General features: G+C 39.5%; 19 protein-coding genes. 9 read left to right on the forward strand and 10 right to left on the reverse strand.

The window, feature by feature from the left end; genetic code table 11:
- Positions 1–137: 137 nt before the first annotated feature.
- Positions 138–605: a nucleoside deaminase gene (locus AB1H92_RS14655; RefSeq protein ID WP_115363481.1), complete on the forward strand. Its 468-nt coding sequence runs from the start codon at positions 138–140 to the stop codon at positions 603–605.
- Between the two features lie 53 nt (positions 606–658).
- Here the strand turns inward: AB1H92_RS14655 and AB1H92_RS14660 are convergent, their stop codons facing one another.
- Positions 659–2,293: an AMP-binding protein gene (locus AB1H92_RS14660; RefSeq protein WP_115363483.1), complete on the reverse strand. Its 1,635-nt coding sequence runs from the start codon at positions 2,291–2,293 to the stop codon at positions 659–661.
- Between the two features lie 215 nt (positions 2,294–2,508).
- On the opposite strand from AB1H92_RS14660, the gene nfsA reads away from it, so the two are divergent.
- Both nfsA and AB1H92_RS14670 read left to right on the forward strand, forming a co-directional pair.
- Positions 2,509–3,240 carry an oxygen-insensitive NADPH nitroreductase gene (gene nfsA, locus AB1H92_RS14665; protein ID WP_115363485.1) on the forward strand — a complete coding sequence of 244 codons (732 nt, stop codon included), beginning with the start codon at positions 2,509–2,511 and terminating at the stop codon, positions 3,238–3,240.
- 13 nt (positions 3,241–3,253) lie between these two features.
- On the forward strand, positions 3,254–4,420 hold the full coding sequence (locus AB1H92_RS14670; protein ID WP_115363487.1) for an SAM-dependent methyltransferase: 1,167 nt from the start codon (positions 3,254–3,256) through the stop codon (positions 4,418–4,420).
- Positions 4,421–4,914: 494 nt separating this feature from the next.
- On the opposite strand, the gene AB1H92_RS14675 is transcribed toward AB1H92_RS14670, so the two are convergent.
- Positions 4,915–5,856, reverse strand: coding sequence for an agmatinase (locus AB1H92_RS14675; RefSeq protein WP_115363489.1), 942 nt, complete (start codon positions 5,854–5,856; stop codon positions 4,915–4,917).
- A gap of 261 nt (positions 5,857–6,117) precedes the next feature.
- Here AB1H92_RS14675 and AB1H92_RS14680 point away from each other — a divergent pair, with 261 nt between their 5' ends.
- The 4 genes from AB1H92_RS14680 (at position 6,118) to sda (ending at position 10,248) form a co-directional block, all read left to right on the forward strand.
- The gene (locus AB1H92_RS14680) at positions 6,118–6,999 is read left to right on the forward strand and encodes a LysR family transcriptional regulator (protein WP_115363491.1); all 882 of its coding nucleotides are present in this window, start codon (positions 6,118–6,120) and stop codon (positions 6,997–6,999) included.
- A 189-nt stretch (positions 7,000–7,188) separates the two neighbouring features.
- A complete protein-coding gene (locus tag AB1H92_RS14685) occupies positions 7,189–8,409 on the forward strand; it encodes a sodium/glutamate symporter (protein WP_115363493.1) in 1,221 nt (406 codons plus the stop codon).
- 70 nt (positions 8,410–8,479) lie between these two features.
- Positions 8,480–9,898, forward strand: coding sequence for an aspartate ammonia-lyase (gene aspA / locus AB1H92_RS14690; protein ID WP_115363495.1), 1,419 nt, complete (start codon positions 8,480–8,482; stop codon positions 9,896–9,898).
- 233 nt (positions 9,899–10,131) lie between these two features.
- Positions 10,132–10,248, forward strand: coding sequence for a sporulation histidine kinase inhibitor Sda (sda, locus tag AB1H92_RS14695; protein WP_115363497.1), 117 nt, complete (start codon positions 10,132–10,134; stop codon positions 10,246–10,248).
- 444 nt (positions 10,249–10,692) lie between these two features.
- Here the strand turns inward: sda and AB1H92_RS14700 are convergent, their stop codons facing one another.
- Together AB1H92_RS14700 and AB1H92_RS14705 are read right to left on the reverse strand one after the other, a co-directional pair.
- Positions 10,693–10,938 (reverse strand): response regulator transcription factor, encoded by a 246-nt coding sequence (locus AB1H92_RS14700; RefSeq protein WP_243835639.1) that lies wholly within the window; start codon positions 10,936–10,938, stop codon positions 10,693–10,695.
- Positions 10,939–11,016: 78 nt separating this feature from the next.
- Positions 11,017–12,957: a translation factor GTPase family protein gene (locus AB1H92_RS14705; RefSeq protein ID WP_115363499.1), complete on the reverse strand. Its 1,941-nt coding sequence runs from the start codon at positions 12,955–12,957 to the stop codon at positions 11,017–11,019.
- 106 nt (positions 12,958–13,063) lie between these two features.
- On the opposite strand from AB1H92_RS14705, the gene AB1H92_RS14710 reads away from it, so the two are divergent.
- On the forward strand, positions 13,064–13,240 hold the full coding sequence (locus AB1H92_RS14710; RefSeq protein WP_166739580.1) for a hypothetical protein: 177 nt from the start codon (positions 13,064–13,066) through the stop codon (positions 13,238–13,240).
- On the opposite strand, the gene AB1H92_RS14715 is transcribed toward AB1H92_RS14710, so the two are convergent.
- The 6 genes from AB1H92_RS14715 to AB1H92_RS14740 form a co-directional block, all read right to left on the reverse strand.
- On the reverse strand, positions 13,237–13,902 hold the full coding sequence (locus AB1H92_RS14715; RefSeq protein WP_172481061.1) for a diphthine--ammonia ligase: 666 nt from the start codon (positions 13,900–13,902) through the stop codon (positions 13,237–13,239). The genes AB1H92_RS14710 and AB1H92_RS14715 overlap by 4 nt on opposite strands.
- 70 nt (positions 13,903–13,972) lie before the next feature.
- Positions 13,973–15,358, reverse strand: coding sequence for a class II fumarate hydratase (gene fumC, locus AB1H92_RS14720; RefSeq protein WP_115363501.1), 1,386 nt, complete (start codon positions 15,356–15,358; stop codon positions 13,973–13,975).
- Positions 15,359–15,557: 199 nt separating this feature from the next.
- Positions 15,558–16,838: an ABC transporter permease gene (locus AB1H92_RS14725; protein ID WP_115363503.1), complete on the reverse strand. Its 1,281-nt coding sequence runs from the start codon at positions 16,836–16,838 to the stop codon at positions 15,558–15,560.
- A complete protein-coding gene (locus AB1H92_RS14730) occupies positions 16,828–17,526 on the reverse strand; it encodes an ABC transporter ATP-binding protein (protein ID WP_115363505.1) in 699 nt (232 codons plus the stop codon). Before AB1H92_RS14730 ends, AB1H92_RS14725 begins: the two co-directional genes overlap by 11 nt.
- 323 nt (positions 17,527–17,849) lie before the next feature.
- Positions 17,850–19,394: a flotillin family protein gene (locus AB1H92_RS14735; protein WP_115363507.1), complete on the reverse strand. Its 1,545-nt coding sequence runs from the start codon at positions 19,392–19,394 to the stop codon at positions 17,850–17,852.
- Between the two features lie 17 nt (positions 19,395–19,411).
- Positions 19,412–19,954: a hypothetical protein gene (locus AB1H92_RS14740; RefSeq protein ID WP_115363509.1), complete on the reverse strand. Its 543-nt coding sequence runs from the start codon at positions 19,952–19,954 to the stop codon at positions 19,412–19,414.
- Positions 19,955–20,246: 292 nt separating this feature from the next.
- Here AB1H92_RS14740 and AB1H92_RS14745 point away from each other — a divergent pair, with 292 nt between their 5' ends.
- Positions 20,247–20,447: a cold-shock protein gene (locus tag AB1H92_RS14745; RefSeq protein WP_115363511.1), complete on the forward strand. Its 201-nt coding sequence runs from the start codon at positions 20,247–20,249 to the stop codon at positions 20,445–20,447.
- Positions 20,448–20,620 lie beyond the last annotated feature (173 nt).

Raw genomic sequence — 20,620 nt, forward strand, 5'->3', positions numbered from 1 at the left:
CACCTTTCCCCCACCAAAGAATACGCTTCCAAAAATAAGTTGATGAATCATGTACAATAGAAACGTATACTCTTTTCTAACATTGGACGTCAAATTTCCCAGGAAATAATTAAATTTCGACAAGGAGGATATTTACGATGAATCACAAAAAATGGCTAGATAAAACCGTTCAAATGGCGGTTGATAACGTAAAAAATGGTGGTGGACCTTTCGCGGCAATTGTCGTAAAAGACGGGAAAATAATCGGGAGCGGAACAAACCTTGTACATCAACATAATGATCCATCTGCCCATGCTGAGCTTTTAGCAATTCGCGAAGCATGTGCGGAGCTTGGGTCTACCAATCTTTCTTCGGCAATATTATATGCAAGCGGCGAACCATGTCCAATGTGCTTAGGCGCTGCGTACTGGGCAAGTGTTGGAAATATTTATTATGCATGTAGCAAAAATGAGGCGTTACAACATGCCAACTTTTCAAACCCATTAGCCGCGTATTTTCCAGACCAAGAAAAAGCACCAGAAGATCGTCAAATACCGTTCATTCAAATCTCTACAAACGGCGCACTCACACCATTTCACGAATGGAATAAGAGAAATAACGAGTGAACACACAAATCCAAAAAGCGTATTCTCAAGACAGGAGAATACGCTTCTAATCTTTATACTGTAATCATTTCTTTCGACATTTCTTGCAGCTTAAATTTCATAATTTTCCCTGACGCAGTCATCGGATACGAATCTGTAAATTTGACATAACGCGGAATTTTAAAATGAGAAATATTCCCCTTACAAAATTCTCTTACAGATGCTTCATCAATCTTTGCACCCTTTTTAGGAATGATCCAAGCCATTAGCTCTTCTCCGTATTTTGGATCAGGCACGCCAATAATTTGGACATCTTCTATTCCAGGATGTTTATATAAAAATTCTTCTATTTCACGTGGGTAAATATTTTCTCCGCCTCGAATGACCATATCCCGAATACGTCCTGTAACATCGATATATCCATCTTCATCCATAATGGCAATATCTCCAGTACGTAGCCATCCATCTTCATCTATTGCTTCTCGCGTCGCTTCTTCGTTATTATAATACCCTTTCATCACATGGTAGCCCCTTGTCCATAACTCCCCAGGCTCTCCCACTGCAACTTCTTCCCCAGTTGTAGGATCGACCACTTTCACTTCAACATGTGGATGTGGTTTTCCTACAGTCGATACACGCTTTTCAATCGGATCATCTGTCGTTGTTTGCGTAATAACCGGGGACGATTCCGTTTGCCCGTAACAAATTGTAATTTCACTTGCACCCATGTCATCAATTACACGACGCATCACTTCGATTGGACAAGTCGAACCTGCCATAATTCCCGTTCGGAGTGAAGATGTATCGTATTCGTGAAACTCTGGATGATTCAGTTCGGCAATAAACATTGTCGGCACACCATGAAGGGCAGTACATTTTTCATCTTGAACAGCTTGAAGTACTTTTCCAGCATCAAATTGTTCGATAATGACCATTGACGAAGCATGTGTAACTGCTGCCAAGGTTCCTAGCACACAGCCAAAACAGTGAAAAAAAGGTACAGGAATACAAACCTTATCCTGCTCAGTTAATTTCATGCGATCCCCAATGATTTTCCCATTGTTTACAATATTGTTATGCGTTAACATGACGCCTTTAGGAAATCCTGTCGTTCCCGACGTATATTGAATATTAATCACATCATCAGGGTCAAGTGATTGAAAGCGTTCTTCCAGCTGTTCATCCGAGACGTTGGACGCGTGTGCCATGAGATCAGACCACTTATACATCCCCTCTTCTTCACGTTCCGTCATTAAAATCACGCGCTTGAGACGTGGTAAGTTCTCGCTAACAATATTATCCCCACGACTTTCAACAAGTTCAGGACAAATCGTGCGGATGATGTCTATATAACTTGTCCCTTTAAAGCTTTCATCTAATATTAACGTAGTAGATTCTGATTGCTGTAATAAATATTCTAATTCTGCAGCTTGATAATTCGTATTTACCGTAACTAAAGCTGCTCCCATTTTTCCTGTTGCATATTGGCTAAGTAGCCACTGCCGTTTATTATCAGACCAAATTGCGATATGTTCCCCTTTTTCAATCCCCATGCCGATAAACGCTTTTGCTAATAAATCCGTTTCCTCGTCAAACTCTTTGTAAGTTTTACGGATTCCGTGCTCCGGATACACATATGCCTCTGCATCCGGATAGGTCCGAGCTTGTTCCCTTACAATTTCCCCTACTGTTTTTCGAAGTAATGCCATTCCATTCCCTCCCTCATTCTTCCATTATCGTATAATTCAGAAGGTTTGTCCATAACTGATAATAGTCTTTTATCATTTATGAATGATGCTTTAAGAGATAGTCGATTATCGGAATCATTTGGGGATAATCGAACTTATTTCAAGTTATATTACTACATAACCCGGTAGTCTTTGGTACGCTTATAATATGAAGAAAAATTTAAGGAGGACATCCAATGACGATCAACTTATTAACGAGACATGCATCTGTTCGAAAGTATAAAGATGTGAAAGTACCGAAAGAAGACTTACATGAAATTATATTAGCGGGCCAACATGCAGCGAGCTCTAATTTTGTCCAAGCCTATTCTGTCATTCTTGTGACAGACCCAGCTAAAAGAGAGCAGCTTGCAACGCTTTCCAAAAATCCACAGCAAATTTCCACAGCAGGTGCAGTCCTTGTCCTATGTATGGACTTTTACCGTATCGAAAAAGGAGCAAGCTTATTAGGGAGAGAAATTGATTACCGTCAGGCAGAAAATTTACTTGTCGCGACGACAGACGTTGCTTTATTCGCACAGAACATAGCGATTGCAGCAGAATCTAAAGGGTATGGTATTTGTTACATTGGCGGTGTTCGAAATGCACCTGAAGAAATTAGTGAACTACTAAATTTACCTACAGGCGTTGCGCCGATGTATGCGATGACCATTGGGGTACCAGATGAAGACAATGAAGTGAAACCGCGATTGCCGATAGAAGCAATTTTACATGAAAACAGCTATGATGAAGAAAAATATAATGAGCTTATCCCGGAATATGACCAAACAATGAAGACGTATTATCAAAACCGCGGTACCAATCAAAAGGACATCTCTTGGTCCGAATCGATGACCGCATTTCTAGGTACGCCGAGACGCCTTCACATGAAAGAGTTTTTACAGAAACAGGGATTCGATTTTAAATAGGAGTAGATAATTTATGCAGTTTGAAGAATTGCTCACAAAACTGACGGAACAACTAACGAATGGCACGTTTGTGGGAGGTACGATTAGCCAACCACGCATGAAATCTGACGAATTAAAACGTGTTCGTTTAAAGCCAGTTGAACTTCGCGGCGCGTTGCATATTCAATTTGAATACCAGTACGAACGAGTGTTAAATCACGAAAACATTGCCATTGAAAACGTTTATGGTGAACTCGACAACTTATTAAATCGATTTCGCCAAGTACATGCGGAATTCACGAATGAAACCGTACATGTCCAAATTTCGAAAAAGTTCAAAGTGATGTGGAAAGGAAAGAAAGCCACTTCAACGAAAGAAGTTGACCTTTCCCATAATCGAAAGAAGAACTATTTACTTGATGAAGAAACCCCTTACCCTTTCTTAGTAAGATTGGGCGTGCAAACGCCAGATGGAAAAGTACGGAACCAACACCAAGACAAGTTTAGGCAAATTAACCGTTTCGTTGAATTTATCGACGACTCGCTCGCCTACCTACCGAAGGATAAAACAATACGGATTCTTGATTTTGGTTCAGGAAAGTCTTATTTAACATTTGCGTTATATCATTACTTACACATCGAAAAGGGCCTCGACATTAAAGTAACTGGGCTTGATTTGAAAAAAGAAGTGATCGAAGAATGTAGCGCGATTGCGAAGGATTTAAACTACGAAAACCTAGAATTTCTCGTTGGTGACATTAATGATTATAATGATGAAACCGCAGTGGATATGGTCGTTACACTTCATGCCTGTGATGTGGCCACGGATATGGCGTTAGGACGTGCTGTCAAATGGGGTGCTAAAGTCATTTTAAGCGTTCCTTGTTGTCAACACGAACTAGCTTCTCAAATAGACACACCTGCACTCGATGTAATGTTGCAACATGGGCTTATTAAAGAAAGATTTTCATCCCTTGCAACCGATTCGATCCGTGCGGAACTATTATCCCTTGTCGGCTATGAAACACAACTACTAGAATTTATCGACATGGAGCACACGCCGAAAAACGTACTCATTCGTGCTTATCATACCGACCGAAAACCAGCCACCGACGAATTCACACACTACGAAGCATTTCGCGACATGTTACAAGCGAAACCGTTTTTAGAGAAAGAGCTGAAAGAGTTACTAAATAAATAAGTTAAGCCATTCACATTTGATTGAAGTGTGAATGGCTTTTTATTTTTACTCAATTATGTTTACAGTAACTCATCCAAATTCATAATAGGAATTTATTGCTACATCGGCACTCTACTAAAATTAAAGGCTTGCTACGATAATAACATATACTTTTTCTAAAGAAGTTAATGATATACCAACTTATAATAAACTCGTACGGGATCTTATCCTAGAAATCATTACAAAGACAGGTGAAAAATTCACAACTCGTACCCTTGACGAACAAGAATATTTAGTAGAAATTAATTAAAAAATGCATGAAGAACTTGCGGATTTGATGAACGCATTTTTCTAATAGACGTAGAAGATCATCTTTACTTTTAGTGCAGGCACTCTTTATTAATTACACACAAAAAAGGATTAGACATTTAAGTTCATGTCTAATCCTTTTCCTTATGAATGATGCAATTTCGGTTTACAATAAACCTTTAGAATAACAACTGTTCTATTTGCTATTATTGATTCTTTTCTTGTTTTTTCAAAATATGTCCCATGAAGTTCAACATCGTCATTGCCGCTACACGAGTAGTTGCACCTGTCGGATCATATTGAGGCGCTACTTCCACAAGATCGAAGCAGATAACGTTCCCTTTTTCTGCAATACCAATTAAAATATCGTTTAAGAAGTCGTATGAGAATCCACCTGGAGAAGGAGATCCAGTACCAGTAGCCAGTGAAATGTCGAAACAATCAATATCGATTGTCACATAATACTTATCCGCCACCGGAATTCGGTCTAACACTCCTTCAACGCCAAGCCTGATTGCTTCTTTCGCAGAGATCAATTGGCTATTATATGCTTTCGCTGCGTCATAATCCTCTTTACGGCTACTCCCCAGTCCACGGAGCCCGATTTGCACCATTTCATCAATATGATCCATTTCTGACATTCTTCTCATTGGACTACCGTTACCGAGTGTTTGTCCACCCGGAGCATCAGACCAATCTAAATGCGCGTCTAATTGGATGACCGTTACTTTTCCTTCGTTTTTTAATCCTCTTGCAATCGGAATTGAAATTGAGTGATCTCCACCCATAATTGCTGGAATTGCACCCTTTTCACGGATTTTACTAACCGCATACTCAATCGCGTCGAATGATTTCGGAATATCTCCGTGCACAACGTCTGCATCGCCAACGTCAACTATTTTTACGGGCGCTCCCAAGAAAACTTCATCTCTTTCTGGATCGTAAAAACCTGCATCTCCGCGTGAATAATGTGTAGATACTTCACGAATTCTTCTTGGGCCAAAACGGCATCCTGTCAGAAATCCTACACCTGTATCGTACGGTACACCCAAAACTGCGATGTCAGCATCAAGGTTTTCCAAGTTCTCACAGATTGGATACTTCGCAAAAGAACAGATTCCAGTAATCGGCATATTAACTCTTTCCATAGTAATTCCCCCATTTATATAAATTTTGAATTCCATATTTCCTATTTCCACTTCAGCCTTCTGACCAGTGAGGTATAATTCTTCCTTTGCTAGTGAAAGTGTATATTAGGGCTAAAACAAATATAGCATGCCAGAGCCCACATGATTTATTAGACTATTTTATCAATTGATAAAATATATTTATATATTCAAACTTCAACTACCCCAAACAGTATTAATTTAATGTAGAATAAATAGAAAATATGAATAGGAGTTGAAATTATGAATATCCGGAACTTAGAAGCATTCGTCTACATTGTTTATTTTGATAACTTCAATAAAGCCGCGGAGGCACTCTTTTTATCCCAGCCTACTATTTCAGCTCGCATTCGATCACTTGAAAATGAAATGAATACTAAACTCTTTGTCCGCGAAGGAAGAAAATCCATATTGACGGATAACGGGAAAAAACTTTTTCCTTATGCAGAAAAAATGCTTAGTTATTATCAAGAAGCGACATATAAAATGAAGCAAGATATGTACATTCCTGATCAAATACGAATTGGATGTGCAAATTCAATTTCAAGTTATCTCATACCTGAAATTTTGCCCGAACTCCAAAAAAAGTTCCCACTGTTAAGAGTTAAAATTGTTTCACATCATTCCGAAGAAATTATGAATAAATTAGTAAACAATGAAATTGATTTTGGGCTTATACGAACGATAACGCATCCCAAATTTCATACAAAAACAATACTAAGCAATCCTGTTGGGCTTTTCGCCTCTCCAAACCACAACCTAGCTAACAAGGACATTCCCGTTTCTTTAGAAGAACTTTCAAGCGAGGATATAATATTTTATGATCATAATTCAACTGAATGGCTATATATAAATCGATTAATGAAGACCATGAACCTCCAACTAAATACAATTATAGAACTCGACAATATGGAATCTGCTAAAAGGTTAGTAAAAAAAGGCATGGGTATTTGCTTTTTACCGCAACATGCAGTTTATGAGGAAGTTAAAAACAATCAGTTAGTCAACATTCCATTAAAAAAACCTTTAAATATCAATACAGAAATCGCAATAGCCTATTCAAAAGACAAGCCCGTTACAGATATTATCAATTTTTGTTCATCTTTCGTTTTTCATCATTTTTAAAACAATTCACTTTTTTAATGTACAATAAGTCATTCATAAATTTTATCTATCGGTTAATAAAAGAGTCTGATAATTATCGCCCCCCCTCACATGTTATAGTTTTTATAACTAATTTTTAGTTATTCAGAAAGTTCTAACTAGAAGCGTTTGGAATTACATATTACTTTAGTCAAGAGGGGGAAGATTTCAATGATTTTTCAAGATGGAGACCTTGAACTAAATTTAATCACTTCGACAGCAATCGGTGCATTATTATTAATTCTTGGGATGTTAGGGAGAAAGAAAATCAGTTTTTTTGAAAAGTACTGTATTCCAGCCCCGGTGATTGGCGGCTTTGGTTTCGCATTACTCACGTGGGTATTATTTGAAGCTAATTTACCTACCATATCACTAGACAATACAATTGGTGATTTACTCATGTTCGTATTTTTTGTCACGATCGGTCTTGGGGGAAGCTTTGATTTAATTAAAAAAGGTGGGAAAATACTTTTCATTTATGTACTCATTTGTTGGGGATTAGCTATCTTTCAAAATGGATTCGGTGTGGCACTCGCTACTGTACTTGGCATTGATCCTTTGTTAGGCATTGTTGCCGGTGCCGCTTCATTGGAAGGAGGTCATGGTATGGCAGCCGCAATGGCACCATTCATTCAAGAGGCCGGAGCTGAAAGCGCTATGACTGTTGGTATGGCTGCTGCAACATACGGTCTTGTTGCGGGAAGCTTGATCGGTGGACCAGTTGGTAATTGGTTGATTAAGAGAAATAACTTAAAAATCGAAACCGACGCAGGATGGAGTAAGTTGGATGAAGACGGGAAAAACAACTTTAAAGACGAAATAACTGCAAAAAGCATTATTTCAATCGTTGCAGCAATCTTTATCATTTTAGCAATCGGAACCAATGCAGCTAAATGGATAACGGTGGCAACAGGATTTACTGTTCCAGGTCATGTTTTCAGCTTATTTGTAGGATTGGTATTCCGTTCAATTAACGAAAAGAAAAAGTACTTTACTATTAGCCAAAAAACAATAGATGTCATCTCAATCGTTGCTCTTGAATTATTCTTAACGATGGCTATGATGAAATTAAAAATATGGGAACTGTACGACTTAGCCGTTCCTCTCATTATCATTCTAGTAGCTCAAACCATTGCAATAATCCTGATCGCAGTATTTGTTGTCTTTAAATTTACAGGTAAAAACTACGATGTTGCACTTCTTGCGAGCGGATTCATCGGCCACGGTCTAGGAGCAACTGCAAACGGACTTGCTGTTATGGACGCCGTTGCGAGCAAATACGGGCTTGTATCTAAAAAAGCCTTTTTCATTATTCCAGTAGCCGGATCGATGTTAATCGATATAGTAGGAGTACCTGCCATCGTGATATTCACCAACTTCTTTGCACACTGACGGATTTAATAGGGCTAGTTACATTTACCAGAAACACTCTTTTGGATAAAATAAGGGAGCGCTGATAACAATGACAACTATAAATATACGAAAAGAAAAAGATTTCCTAGGCGAAAAAGAAGTGATGAATGATTGTTACTACGGGATTCAAACACTAAGAGCCATTGAGAATTTCCCTATTACAGGCTATCGTATCGATAAAGAATTGATAGTAGCTATGGCTATCGTCAAGAAAGCAGCCGCAATCGCCAATCGGGAGGTCGACCGTCTTCCTTCTCATTTGGAGAAAGCGATTGTGCAGGCCGCTGATGAAATAATAGATGGACAATGGCATAATGAGTTCATCGTCGATCCGATACAAGGAGGTGCAGGGACTTCTATCAATATGAATGCCAATGAAGTTATTGCCAATCGCGCCTTAGAGATACTCGGCAGACAAAAAGGGGATTATGATTTTTTAAGCCCAAATACGCACGTCAATATGGCTCAGTCAACAAATGATGCATTCCCTACCGCTATTCATATTGCTACACTAGCCCTTTCAGAAAAGTTACTAGTCACCATGGAAAGCATGTATAATGCGTTCAAATTAAAATCAATTGAATTTGATCATGTCATCAAGATGGGACGTACTCATCTACAAGATGCGGTACCAATCCGTTTAGGACAAGAGTTTGAAGCGTATAGTCGTGTAATTTCACGAGATATTAAACGAATTTCCCAATCACGTCAACATCTGTACGAAGTAAATATGGGCGCTACTGCAGTCGGAACCGGACTCAATGCTGAGCCGAAATATATCCTATCCGTCGTTAAACACTTAGAGAAAATCAGTGGCTTCCCCTTACTTGCAGCTGAGAATCTAGTAGATGCGACTCAAAATACGGATGTGTATACCGAAGTTTCCGCTTCGCTAAAGGTATGTATGATGAACATGTCGAAAATAGCGAATGATATAAGATTAATGGCATCTGGTCCACGGGCAGGATTAAATGAATTGAATTTACCATCCAGACAACCCGGATCTTCGATGATGCCAGGGAAAGTAAACCCTGTAATGGCCGAAGTCATTAATCAAATCGCTTTTCAAGTAATCGGAAATGACAATACGATATGTCTCGCATCCGAAGCTGGTCAACTGGAACTGAATGCCATGGAACCCGTACTTGTTTTCAACTTACTACAATCCATTAACATTATGAATAATGGGTTCCAGGTATTTACGGATTATTGTGTTTCAGGAATCAAGGCCAACGAAACACAAATGAAAGACTATGTCGAAAATAGTGTAGGCGTTATTACAGCCATTAATCCACATATCGGGTATGAAGTAGCTGCAAAAATAGCACGTGAAGCGATTGTAGATAATAAATCGATCCGTGAACTTTGTAAACAATACGGGATTTTATCCGATGATGAACTAAACTTAATTTTAGATCCTTATGATATGACCAATCCAGGGATTTCCGGAGGATTATTAATTAAATAAAGAAAGTTTGAACGACAATAGCGAACTGCTTTATACAAAGTGAGCGCTATAGGATTACCGTTTTTCCAAGGGAAATGCGAGTTCCTATCAGTAAATTCACAACAGAATTAGTCGTCAAATCATTTCTGCTGTAGCAATGATAATAACGTGGATGGCTTGGAACAGATCCCTCCCTGAAAAAAAGATATCAAGGTGCCAGCTGAACGTATTTCAAAAAAGAAATTAGGTATACTATGCGTCATTTATCAGATTCTGCATTAATCGAAGCCTACCAACTTGCAAGAAAATTATTATTGGATATAGATTTTATTACACTGCTTGAAATAGAAATCAAACGTCGCAGTTTATAGAAAAAACCGCGACGTTTTTTTCTTTTCTTGACTCCGAATGCGGAACATTGAATATATATATCCTACTGTTATCGTACCACATTTACTATAAAACCCCTTTTTAATGATGAAAAAGCGCCACTAATTGCGATGCTGATTGTTGTTCTAATTCGATGTTATTTCGCTTGTTATTACAACTTTTGTACCATTGAACTGAACGGGTTACACAAACGCGTGTATGTTCCTTTTCTTACCCAATTACTTTTGCAGCCCTTCTTATTTTGTAAAAGTACGATTCGGATGACTTGCGACCAATTTCAGTAATTCATATTCTTTCGGTGTTAAAAGTATTTCTTCTTCGTTCCGCATGACAACTTCCTTATCCCAATCTACTGTTAACCCATGTATATAGGAAACTTTGAGGGGCGCTTATATTTCGCCTCGATATCGTCGCCAACGTCTTAGTTATGAAGTTACACGGGCCTTTAGTTCAGCTAGACTAAACGTTTTCGCCAAATAATCATCTGCTCCCCGATCCAGCCCCTCTACTTTATCTGCGTCTTCCTTTCGCGCACTAATCATAATGATTGGCATATCACTTACGAGCCGCACATTTCGACAAATTGCAATTCCATCCATTTCCGGCAGCATCCAATCCACAAGAAGCAAATCATACTGTCCTTTTTGAAATACGAATGAAGTACTAGTCACCTCAATAATTCCAACATAAAACTTATATAATGAAAAAAGCTACCCACGAATTTAGCATGGGTAGCGTTTTCTTATATTTTATAAACAATGCATTGCGTCTTTCGCTTGATCCCAAGGAACAGAATAACCTTTTCCTTTCGCACAGAAAATCGATGTGGAAGTATATTCAGGATCAGCATTTTTATCATAGCCAATCATATCAATGACTTCGTCAGCATTGTGACAGACATCATAACCGCTATACTTCAAACTAAGCGCCCCTTTTCCATTCGTAATAGACGCAAAAGTTTGGCTGTAGTCCATGAATGTAGCAACTGGGACTTTCCCGGTAATCATTGTATGGTTACCAATTGTTTCTGGCGGCTGAAAAGTTCCGTGTGCTTGTTGAATATCAGATAGAATACGCCCCATCATATCGAGTTCAACTTTTATTTTAAAGTCATAATAAGGCTCCAGCAAAATATTCTGTGCTTGTTCCAACCCTTGTCGAAGCGCACGATATGTTGCTTCTCGGAAATCACCGCCAGACGTATGTTCATTATGTGCTCTTCCTGTAAGCAATGTAATCTTCACGTCTGTTAAGCCAGAACCTGTTAATAAACCATTATGCTCTCTTTCAAATATATGTTGACGGATCAAATTTTGATAACCTACAGATAAGTGATCGGCATGGCAATTGTTTTCAAAAGAGATTCCGCTATTTCGTTCTGCAGGCTCTATTTTCAAATGAACTTCCGCATAATGTCGTAACGGTTCAAAATGTCCATAACCAATGACAGTTGTCTCGACTGTTTCTTTATAAAGGATTTTTGGCGTACCAAAATGAACTTCCATGCCAAAACGTTCTTGCACGACCTGTTTCAGTACTTCCAGCTGAATGGCTCCCATCACGTGGACATGGATTTCCTCGAAATGTTCATTCCAAATCACATGTAATGAAGGGTCTTCGGCATCTAGCATATGGAAGCATTTCAATACTTCTTTTACATGAATCGAAGCATCATACTCGACAGTGGATGTTAAAGTCGGCACTAATTCAAAAGTTGTGTTTGCTTCCAATGCACCTATCGAATCGCCAATAGTCGTATTTGTTAAGCCTGTCACAGCGAACAAGGTTCCTGCATGAGCCTTATCAACCGCTTGATACTTACTCCCGTTATACAGTCGGATTTGTGTGATTTTATCCGCATGCTCACCGTACTTCACTTCATCCCGCACGCGAAGGATACCACTTAAAGATTTAAGAAAGGTTACACGATTCCCGCTCTCGTCATGGCGAATTTTATATACTTTTGCGGCGAATTCCCCTTCATCAGAGTAAGTTGTTTCTGTTAAAGTATCTAACAGAGCTAAAAATTCAACAATACTAATATCTTTTAATGCGGAACCACTTGTGCAAACGAAAATTTGGTTTTCTGTAATCATTGTTTTTAACGTTTCTAACCATAATGCTGCATCATAACCAACTTCCAAATAGTGGTCGAGAAGTGCTTCATTGCGCTCCGCAATAAATTCAACTAACCCCTCTTGCATCACGCCTTCTTCAAATGCACTTGTGAAATCGTACACATCCGCCGTTAAATTCACCTGAATATCCTGTATGACATTTTCAACATTTGCGCCTTCCCTGTCTATTTTATTGATAAAGAAAAATGTCGGAATACGATGTTTACGTAGTAATTGCCACACCGTTTCGGTATGTCCTTCCACACCGTCAACCGCACTAATGATTACAATCGCGTAGTCCATCACTTGAATGGCTCGTTCCATTTCGGGTGAAAAATCGACGTGTCCAGGGGTGTCAATCAGGGTATACATTGAATCGCCGTATGTAAACATAGCTTGGTCTGCAAATACAGTAATGCCACGACTTTTTTCGATATCATGTGTATCTAAAAACGTATCTTGATGGTCAACACGGCCTCTTTGCCGAATACTATTTGTATGATAAAGTAGCTGCTCAGAAAAAGTTGTTTTTCCGGCATCTACATGCGCTAATACGCCTATTGTTTTATACATTAAATCCCTCATTTTACTTCAAATGTTTTTCTTTAGTATAGCATTTGTTCGCTTAGGCAAAATAAATGCTATACTGGAACGAATTGAAAGTTTGGAGGTAATACTTATGAAATATTCAGTTCAAAAAATGGAACAGCTAATGAAAATTAGCCCAAAATTAGAAAGTCGCATGAAAAAGATCATGAAAGAACATGATTTAGAAAGAGAGTATGCGCTGAAAGCCCTCTACCATGCAGAAATTAAAGACGGCGGACGTCACCAAAGAGATTACCAAGAACTTTAAACTTCCAATGAAACCGGCATAAAGTGATAGTTGTTCTGAACAATCACTTCATCAAACTTAATTGGTACACGTTCTTGAAAGATTGGTCCATCTACAACGACCGTATGGAACTCACCGGATTCACCACATGAGTCGATGCCAAGCGCTTCCAGTTCATCCATTAGTTCAATCGTAAATTTTCTACCAATGAATTGAGCTGGCACTCGTTTCGCATCGATAACAATGACATAAGCTTCAAACCCCACAGCTATGAATTCTTCTAATAGTTTTCGTGGCGGCTCCATCCACAATGGATGAATCGCCGTCATCCCCACTTTTTCACAACTTTTACGAACCCATTCTAAATGGTCTTCTAGATCGATATCACCAAAGACTCCATAAGATATTCCTGCTTCCACGCAAGATCTCATTGCACTTAAAAATTGTTCTTCATAACCTGCCCAATCCGCTCCACTTATCATTAATGGAACACCGAGTTGTTCTGCTTGTGCCTGGACTACTTCAATTGGCAATGCATGTGATTTCGACCTTTTCTTATCTTCTTCAAACATTGTCCATAGCTTTTTTGGGACTGCTCCCGTCTTAAACGCGCGATAATAAGCCATCGCCGAATCTTTTCCCCCACTCCATGAAGCAACAAACGGTTTATTAATCAACGTCATCGATGACTCCCCCTGTCATTATAAATAAGGCGTCCCTTCAGTAAACGGGGACGCCTTTTTCATGATTTTCTTATGAATTTCCAATCATTTTAGATGGATCAACGTATTCGTCAAACTGCTCTTCTGTTAATAATCCTGTTGCAAGTGCAGCTTCTTTTAATGTTGTACCATTTTCATGTGCTGTTTTTGCGATTTTCGCCGCATTCTCATAACCGATATGTGGATTTAATGCTGTCACAAGCATTAATGAATTTTTCAGTAGTCCGTCGATTGTTTCGCGGTTCGGCTCAATGCCGATTGCACAGTTATCATTAAAGCTAATGATAGAGTCGCTTAGTAATTGAACTGACTGTAAGAAGTTATAAATAATAACCGGTTTAAATACGTTTAGCTCGAAGTTTCCTTGGCTCGCCGCAAATCCAATCGCTGCATCGTTCCCCATCACTTGTGCAACAACCATTGTAATTGCTTCACTTTGCGTCGGGTTTACTTTTCCTGGCATAATTGAACTGCCTGGCTCATTTTCTGGGATTGTAATTTCACCAATACCCGAACGTGGACCACTTGCTAACCAGCGAACGTCATTCGCGATTTTCATAATGTCCGCCGCTAGTGCTTTAACTGCACCGTGCACGTAGACAACTTCATCATAACTAGTTAATGAATGGAATTTATTTGACGCTGAAGTAAATTCAATTCCTACCGCTTTACTAATTTCAGCAGCGACTTTATCGCCAAATCCTGCTGGTGCGTTTAAGCCGGTCCCAACAGCCGTCCCACCGATTGCAAGTTCTTTCATGGATTCGACGCTGTCCGCGATCATTTTCTCCGTCTTTTCAAGCATACGGTGCCAGCCGCTAATTTCTTGTCCTAATGTGATTGGCGTTGCATCTTGCAAATGCGTACGACCAATTTTAATAATGTCGTTAAATGCTGCAGATTTTTCCGCAAATGTTGTTTTTAATTTATCAATGGCCGGTAGTAATTGATCTTGTACAGCAAGTACACCTGCTACGTGAAGTGCTGTCGGGAATGTATCGTTTGAACTTTGAGATTTGTTAATGTCATCATTTGGGTGTAGACGTTCTTCTTCGCCCCATTCTTCTAAAAGTTCATTCCCACGATGTGCAAGGACTTCGTTCATGTTCATATTTGACTGCGTACCGCTTCCAGTTTGCCATACGACAAGTGGGAAGTGGTCATCAAGTTTGCCTTCAATGACTTCCTCAGCCGCTGCGGAAATCGCTTTCATTTTTGCTTCTGAGATGTTGCCAAAAGAATGACTCGCAATTGCAGCTGATTTTTTCAAATGGGCAAAAGCACGTACAACACCCAATGGCATTTTCTCTGTGCCAATTTTAAAGTTTTGTTTACTTCTTTGCGTTTGTGCACCCCAATGTTTGTCAGCTGGAACTTTGATTTCACCAAAAGTATCATGCTCAATACGATAATCCATCTTTACTCCGCCTTCCATCTATGTAATATTCAATATCTTCTCTATTATACCATGCAATTCTATTGTTGCTAGATGAAAGAGAAACGCTTTCACTAGTTGCTAGGTTGAAGAAAAGTACTTTCATTGATTTCACTCTTGCAGTTAACGGTTAAACTGCTAAATAAAAAACAACTGCAAAATGTATGCAGTTGTTTTTTCATTAAAGTTCTTGTCTAAGCGCCTGAATGACGTCAATTTTAGTCGCCTTACGAGCAGGACGCCAACCTGACAATACCGCAACACCAATACTAATGGCAGAAGCGATGAGAATTAATTGCCAAGGAATCACTGAAAACGTTATATTTAAACCTTCTAAATCTTCTTCCCCAAGCGCTGACATGACGATGATTGGCAATAAATAATTCGCAATCATGCTTACCCCATAAGAAAGAATGATCGCGATGACCGTTCCCAAAACACCAATCCAAGCACTTTCCATAATGAATAAGCGTTGAATAAGCTTTGGCTTTGCCCCGATCGCCTTCATGACACCGATTTCACGTGTACGTTCTGTCACCGCCATCGTCATCGTATTGAATATACCAATCGAGGCAATTAAAATCGCAATCGTTCCAACGAAAATAAGTCCGGCTTTTAGTGCTAAGAAAAACACATCCATTTGATCTAATTCATCTGAAATTGAATACACGTAAAAGCCTTCATCCCGAATTGAAGTCGACACTTGACTCACGTTCTCTAGTTTATCTGCGTATACAAAGACATTTTGATAAAAAAGATCTGTTGTATTCGTTTGTTCCGTATTTGCAGTGTAGATTTTCTCCAACTCTGGAATTACAGAGTCATCCGCAAACACACGTCGGTCGTATTCCCATTCTTTTGTCGGATTCTTTCCAACTCCGACAATGGTAAATTCAATTTCTTCTTCGGCAAATTCACCGTCAGCATTTTCAATGGCATACGAAAACTGTTCACCAATTAACTTTCCAGTATATGTTAGGATTTCTTCACCATCCGCTACTTCAACATCTTCATATAAAGATTGACCAAAATGACTCCCTACGACAACTTCATTCCACTTTTCTGGAAGTCGTCCTTCTTGTAGTTCGAAACCAACTTTTGCTTCTTCTGCAAAGTCAGAAACAACGAGATCATGATACCCTGCAAACGAGCCCATCTTTGTCATTTGATTCGTTCCCAAACGTTGTTGATTTAAAACAGTTTTCACATGAGCTAATTGTGTAAACTGCTCCACTTTATCCGACGGAGCGCCCGATGTTTCTCCTTCGTATACTTGAATCTCAGTAACGAGACGATTCGATAACATTTCGTCTCGCAGCGTTTCATGAAGACCAAAACCGACTGAAGCCAAGACGATTAAGAACGCCGTACCCATCGTTGCAGCGAGAACCGTCATAAAAACACGCATTTTATTTTTCAAAATATGTTGCCGAACAAAATCGACTTGGTCTTTAAATTGCACGTTCAGCACTCCCTTCCATTAACTGCCCATCATGCATCGAATACACCCGATGCGCGGTTTGAGCGACTTCTTCATCATGCGTAATCATGACAAATGTGATGCCGCGCGTCTTATTAAGCGATTGAATCAACAGCAATACGTCTTGCTCCGTTTCTGAATCCAAACTGCCGGTCGGTTCGTCAGCAAAAATGATGGGTGGGTCTGTAATCAGCGCCCTTGCGATACTCACCCGCTGTTGCTGCCCACCCGATAATTCGTTTGGGTAATGGTCAGCTACATGGGATAACCCAACTTCGTTCATAAGCTTTTCAACTTTCCTCTTTCGTTCTTCTGCATGTATTCCTTGCAGCTTTAAAGGCAGTTCAATATTTTCAAAGGCATTTAAGCCAGGCATCAATTGAAAGTTCTGGAAAATAAACCCGTAGTTTTCAAGTCTGAACGCCGCGCTTTCCGCTTCTTTAAATGTAGATGTTTCGATTCCATTGACAAGAATCTTTCCTCTTTCTGGCACCATAAAGCCAGCTAAAATATGAAGAAAGGTCGACTTACCGGACCCACTCTTCCCAACAATCGAAACCATTTCTCCTTTATATACTTCGAAATCTATATCTTTTAATACCGGGATATTTTTCTCTTTACCTTTTTTACCGATTTTAAAAGAATGACTTAAATTCATTACTCGAATCATTCTCTGTTCCCCTCCGTTTTTATTGCTAAACCAATTATAAAACTCACTTCTTAAGGGAGAGCTAGGATAATTATGAAGGATTTCTTAAGATTTTATTGTGATTGATGGCAATCTACCGGGATTTCACCCCAATCACGAAGGATATTCGCTGAAATGAAGTTGTCCGCTCTTTCAATTGGAAACCCCGCCCTATTATTAAAGATATCCTCCCTATCAACTGGGATGTCCGTACAATTACATAGAATGTCCCCCAAACACAAAAATGTCAGTCTAGATAAAAAAGAACCTAGCACACTCGCAATAAGTGGCTAGGTTCTTTATGATTATGCTTCTTCTGTTTGACTATCTGCATCATTGGACGGCTGCTTAGAAGCTTTCACTTCATGCGTTAGCGCGTCGATGCTCGGACGAATATTATGCTTTCCTGCATAGTTTTCCAACATTTCCTTCACGTCAATTCCGGATGTTTCTTTTAACGTTTCTTGTAGCGTTGACATTAAATCTGTTGCGTATGACGTGACTTTATTGGCACCGCCGCCTTCGCCACCACCAGTATCGACCACAGTAATTTTATCGATATTGGCTAGTGGGCTTGCAACCTCTTTCGCGTAATCAGGGATCATGCGAATCACCATATCAAGCATAGCAGCCTGGCCGTAGTGTTCGAATGCTTCCGCAATTTTACGCTTCGCTTCAGCTTCTGCAAGACCTTTCAAACGAATAATATCCGCTTCGGATTCACCTTGCGCACGTAAAGAGTCCGCATTCGCTTGCCCGTCAAGACGAACCTTTTCAGCTTCCGCCGCAGCTCGTGCTTCGATGCGGTACTTCTCTGCATCCGCCTCTGCTAGTTGTCTAGATTTTTCAGCAGCTGCATTTTGTTCAATCGCGTAACGATCCGCATCTGCCTTCTTCTTCACTTCAGAGTCGTATTGTCTTTCACGACGTAAAATTTCTTTTTCTTCAAGTTCAATTTGCTTTTGACGTTCGATAATTTGAATTTGCATCTCTTGTTCCATAACTTCTTGTTTGGAACGAGCCGCTTGCAATTCATACGCCTGGTCGGCTTGGGCTTTTGCACGGTCTTGCTCTAAGCGATACTCAGCAACTTTTAACTGATTTTCTTTTTCCGCTTCGGCAATCTCAGTTGCACGCTCAAGTTCAGCCTTTTGCGCTTCTTTTGATGCTTCCGCATTTTTTATACGCGTTTCTTTTTCGGCTTCAACCGTTGCGATATCCGCATCACGTCTTACTTGTGCGATTCGTGGTTTACCGAGCGACTCTAAATACCCGTTATTATCGCGCACGTCTTTAATCGTAAACGAAACGATGACAAGACCCATTTTAGATAGATCTTCCGATGCGACACGTTGTACTTCTTGTGAGAATAAATCACGGTTTTTATAAATTTCTTCAACTGTCATCGATCCTAAAATTGAACGCAAATGACCTTCTAGCACTTCTTTCGCTTCATTTTCACGATCTTCTTTTGATTTTCCTAAAAACTGTTCAGCAGCAGTAGCGATTTCGGTAATAGACCCACCGATTTTAATAATCGCTGTTCCGTCTGCCATGACCGGAACACCTTGCTCCGTATACACTTCCGGAGTGGTTACTTCTAATTTACTTGATAATAAACTTAACGGCTCGGCTTGTTGAAATACCGGAAATACGAACGTACCGCCACCCCGGATAATTTTAATTCGGTTTCCGGAATCATCCGTATGTACGTTTTTTGTACCGAGATAACTTCCCGTTACAATGAGCGCCTCATCTGGACCAACCGTACGATACTTCGTAATATAAACGAGAATGACCGCTAGTAAAATAAAAACAACGATTCCCACAACAACAAAAATACTTGGCATACCATTTCCCCCTTTTTTCACTCATGATTTGCGAAGCGAAAAGGCTCATATTCCTTCACAATAAATGCACCATTTTTCACTTCGATAATTAACACTTCTTTTCCATAGTCAATTGCGGTATTTTCATACCCAGTGGCACGTTTAGAAATTCGACCATTGATTGTTTCAATCACAATTTCACCGTACCCATCAACTGGAATTGGTACAATTACACGACCAACTTGCCCCATCAGTGACTCATCCGTATAAGCGAGCGAAACTTCCGCAGAAGCAAGTGGTAGTAAGACAAAGAAATATAGAAGGATATCTAGGACAATAGCGATTGCAATTGCAACTGCCAAAACAACACCACTATGCCATTCCACAAGTAATTCTAAAATATATCCCGCCGCCGACGTGAATGTTATGAATGATAAGATTACAGCCGGGTCAAGAAACGGACTGACTTCGCCTATCCCCTCTGCAACGTCACTGAAGAATACATATAAAATTGTGATAAGACCAGAAATAATCAGCACGTATAAATAAACTTGAACAACCGGGAGCCCGAACAACTCCATAGGATCGCCTCCTTCGCCTTCAATTTCTTCATCACCTATCTATACGTAACGCCTCCTTAAAAGTTTCAGACAAAATGTTTTTTCTGAAAATTAATCAATCAAACAGTTCAAACCAGTTAATCTTTGAATTAATTTTGAAAATTTACTTGCATTAAGCTTAATTACCTGTTATGATGAAGAAGAATTATTTTTGTTCGACAGCAGAATGGTCACAGCAAAGCTTGACCTCTTCAAGACTTGAGCAAGGATAGTAACACAATGTGTGCAAAGTGCACACAAGGAGGAAACAAAGATGGAACAAGGTAAAGTAAAATGGTTTAACGCAGAAAAAGGATTTGGATTTATCGAGCGTGAAGACGGCGACGACGTATTCGTACACTTCTCAGCTATCCAAGGTGAAGGTTTCAAAACTCTTGAAGAAGGCCAAGACGTAACATTCGAAATCGAACAAGGCGACCGTGGACTTCAAGCTTCAAACGTTGAAAAAAACTAATTTGAACTAACCATTCAAAGCCATTCTCTTAAAAGGAATGGCTTTTTTATTTTGAATAAAATACATATTTATTGGCCCCTAATACGCTGAAATTTCTCGTTAAACGTTGCATCCCCCTGCCAACGTTGCGTACTATTCCAATTACGTTGCGACTTTTCGCTAGAGCGTTGCAT

It is taken from the genome of Sporosarcina pasteurii (assembly GCF_041295575.1).
In the GTDB taxonomy this organism is placed as follows: Bacteria; Bacillota; Bacilli; order Bacillales_A; family Planococcaceae; genus Sporosarcina; species Sporosarcina pasteurii.

What these genes read in the sequence shown, in the direction of transcription:
- AB1H92_RS14680 (WP_115363491.1), top strand. Translation starts at nt 6,118, where the DNA reads ATGAATATCCGGAACTTAGAAGCATTCGTCTACATTGTTTATTTTGAT.
- fumC (WP_115363501.1), bottom strand. Translation starts at nt 15,358, where the DNA reads ATGGATTATCGTATTGAGCATGATACTTTTGGTGAAATCAAAGTTCCA.
- sda (WP_115363497.1), top strand. Translation starts at nt 10,132, where the DNA reads ATGCGTCATTTATCAGATTCTGCATTAATCGAAGCCTACCAACTTGCA.
- AB1H92_RS14735 (WP_115363507.1), bottom strand. Translation starts at nt 19,394, where the DNA reads ATGCCAAGTATTTTTGTTGTTGTGGGAATCGTTGTTTTTATTTTACTA.
- AB1H92_RS14675 (WP_115363489.1), bottom strand. Translation starts at nt 5,856, where the DNA reads ATGGAAAGAGTTAATATGCCGATTACTGGAATCTGTTCTTTTGCGAAG.
- AB1H92_RS14670 (WP_115363487.1), top strand. Translation starts at nt 3,254, where the DNA reads ATGCAGTTTGAAGAATTGCTCACAAAACTGACGGAACAACTAACGAAT.
- AB1H92_RS14745 (WP_115363511.1), top strand. Translation starts at nt 20,247, where the DNA reads ATGGAACAAGGTAAAGTAAAATGGTTTAACGCAGAAAAAGGATTTGGA.
- AB1H92_RS14730 (WP_115363505.1), bottom strand. Translation starts at nt 17,526, where the DNA reads ATGATTCGAGTAATGAATTTAAGTCATTCTTTTAAAATCGGTAAAAAA.
- AB1H92_RS14710 (WP_166739580.1), top strand. Translation starts at nt 13,064, where the DNA reads ATGAAATATTCAGTTCAAAAAATGGAACAGCTAATGAAAATTAGCCCA.
- AB1H92_RS14655 (WP_115363481.1), top strand. Translation starts at nt 138, where the DNA reads ATGAATCACAAAAAATGGCTAGATAAAACCGTTCAAATGGCGGTTGAT.
- AB1H92_RS14685 (WP_115363493.1), top strand. Translation starts at nt 7,189, where the DNA reads ATGATTTTTCAAGATGGAGACCTTGAACTAAATTTAATCACTTCGACA.
- aspA (WP_115363495.1), top strand. Translation starts at nt 8,480, where the DNA reads ATGACAACTATAAATATACGAAAAGAAAAAGATTTCCTAGGCGAAAAA.
- AB1H92_RS14740 (WP_115363509.1), bottom strand. Translation starts at nt 19,954, where the DNA reads ATGGAGTTGTTCGGGCTCCCGGTTGTTCAAGTTTATTTATACGTGCTG.
- AB1H92_RS14705 (WP_115363499.1), bottom strand. Translation starts at nt 12,957, where the DNA reads ATGTATAAAACAATAGGCGTATTAGCGCATGTAGATGCCGGAAAAACA.
- AB1H92_RS14715 (WP_172481061.1), bottom strand. Translation starts at nt 13,902, where the DNA reads ATGACGTTGATTAATAAACCGTTTGTTGCTTCATGGAGTGGGGGAAAA.
- nfsA (WP_115363485.1), top strand. Translation starts at nt 2,509, where the DNA reads ATGACGATCAACTTATTAACGAGACATGCATCTGTTCGAAAGTATAAA.
- AB1H92_RS14660 (WP_115363483.1), bottom strand. Translation starts at nt 2,293, where the DNA reads ATGGCATTACTTCGAAAAACAGTAGGGGAAATTGTAAGGGAACAAGCT.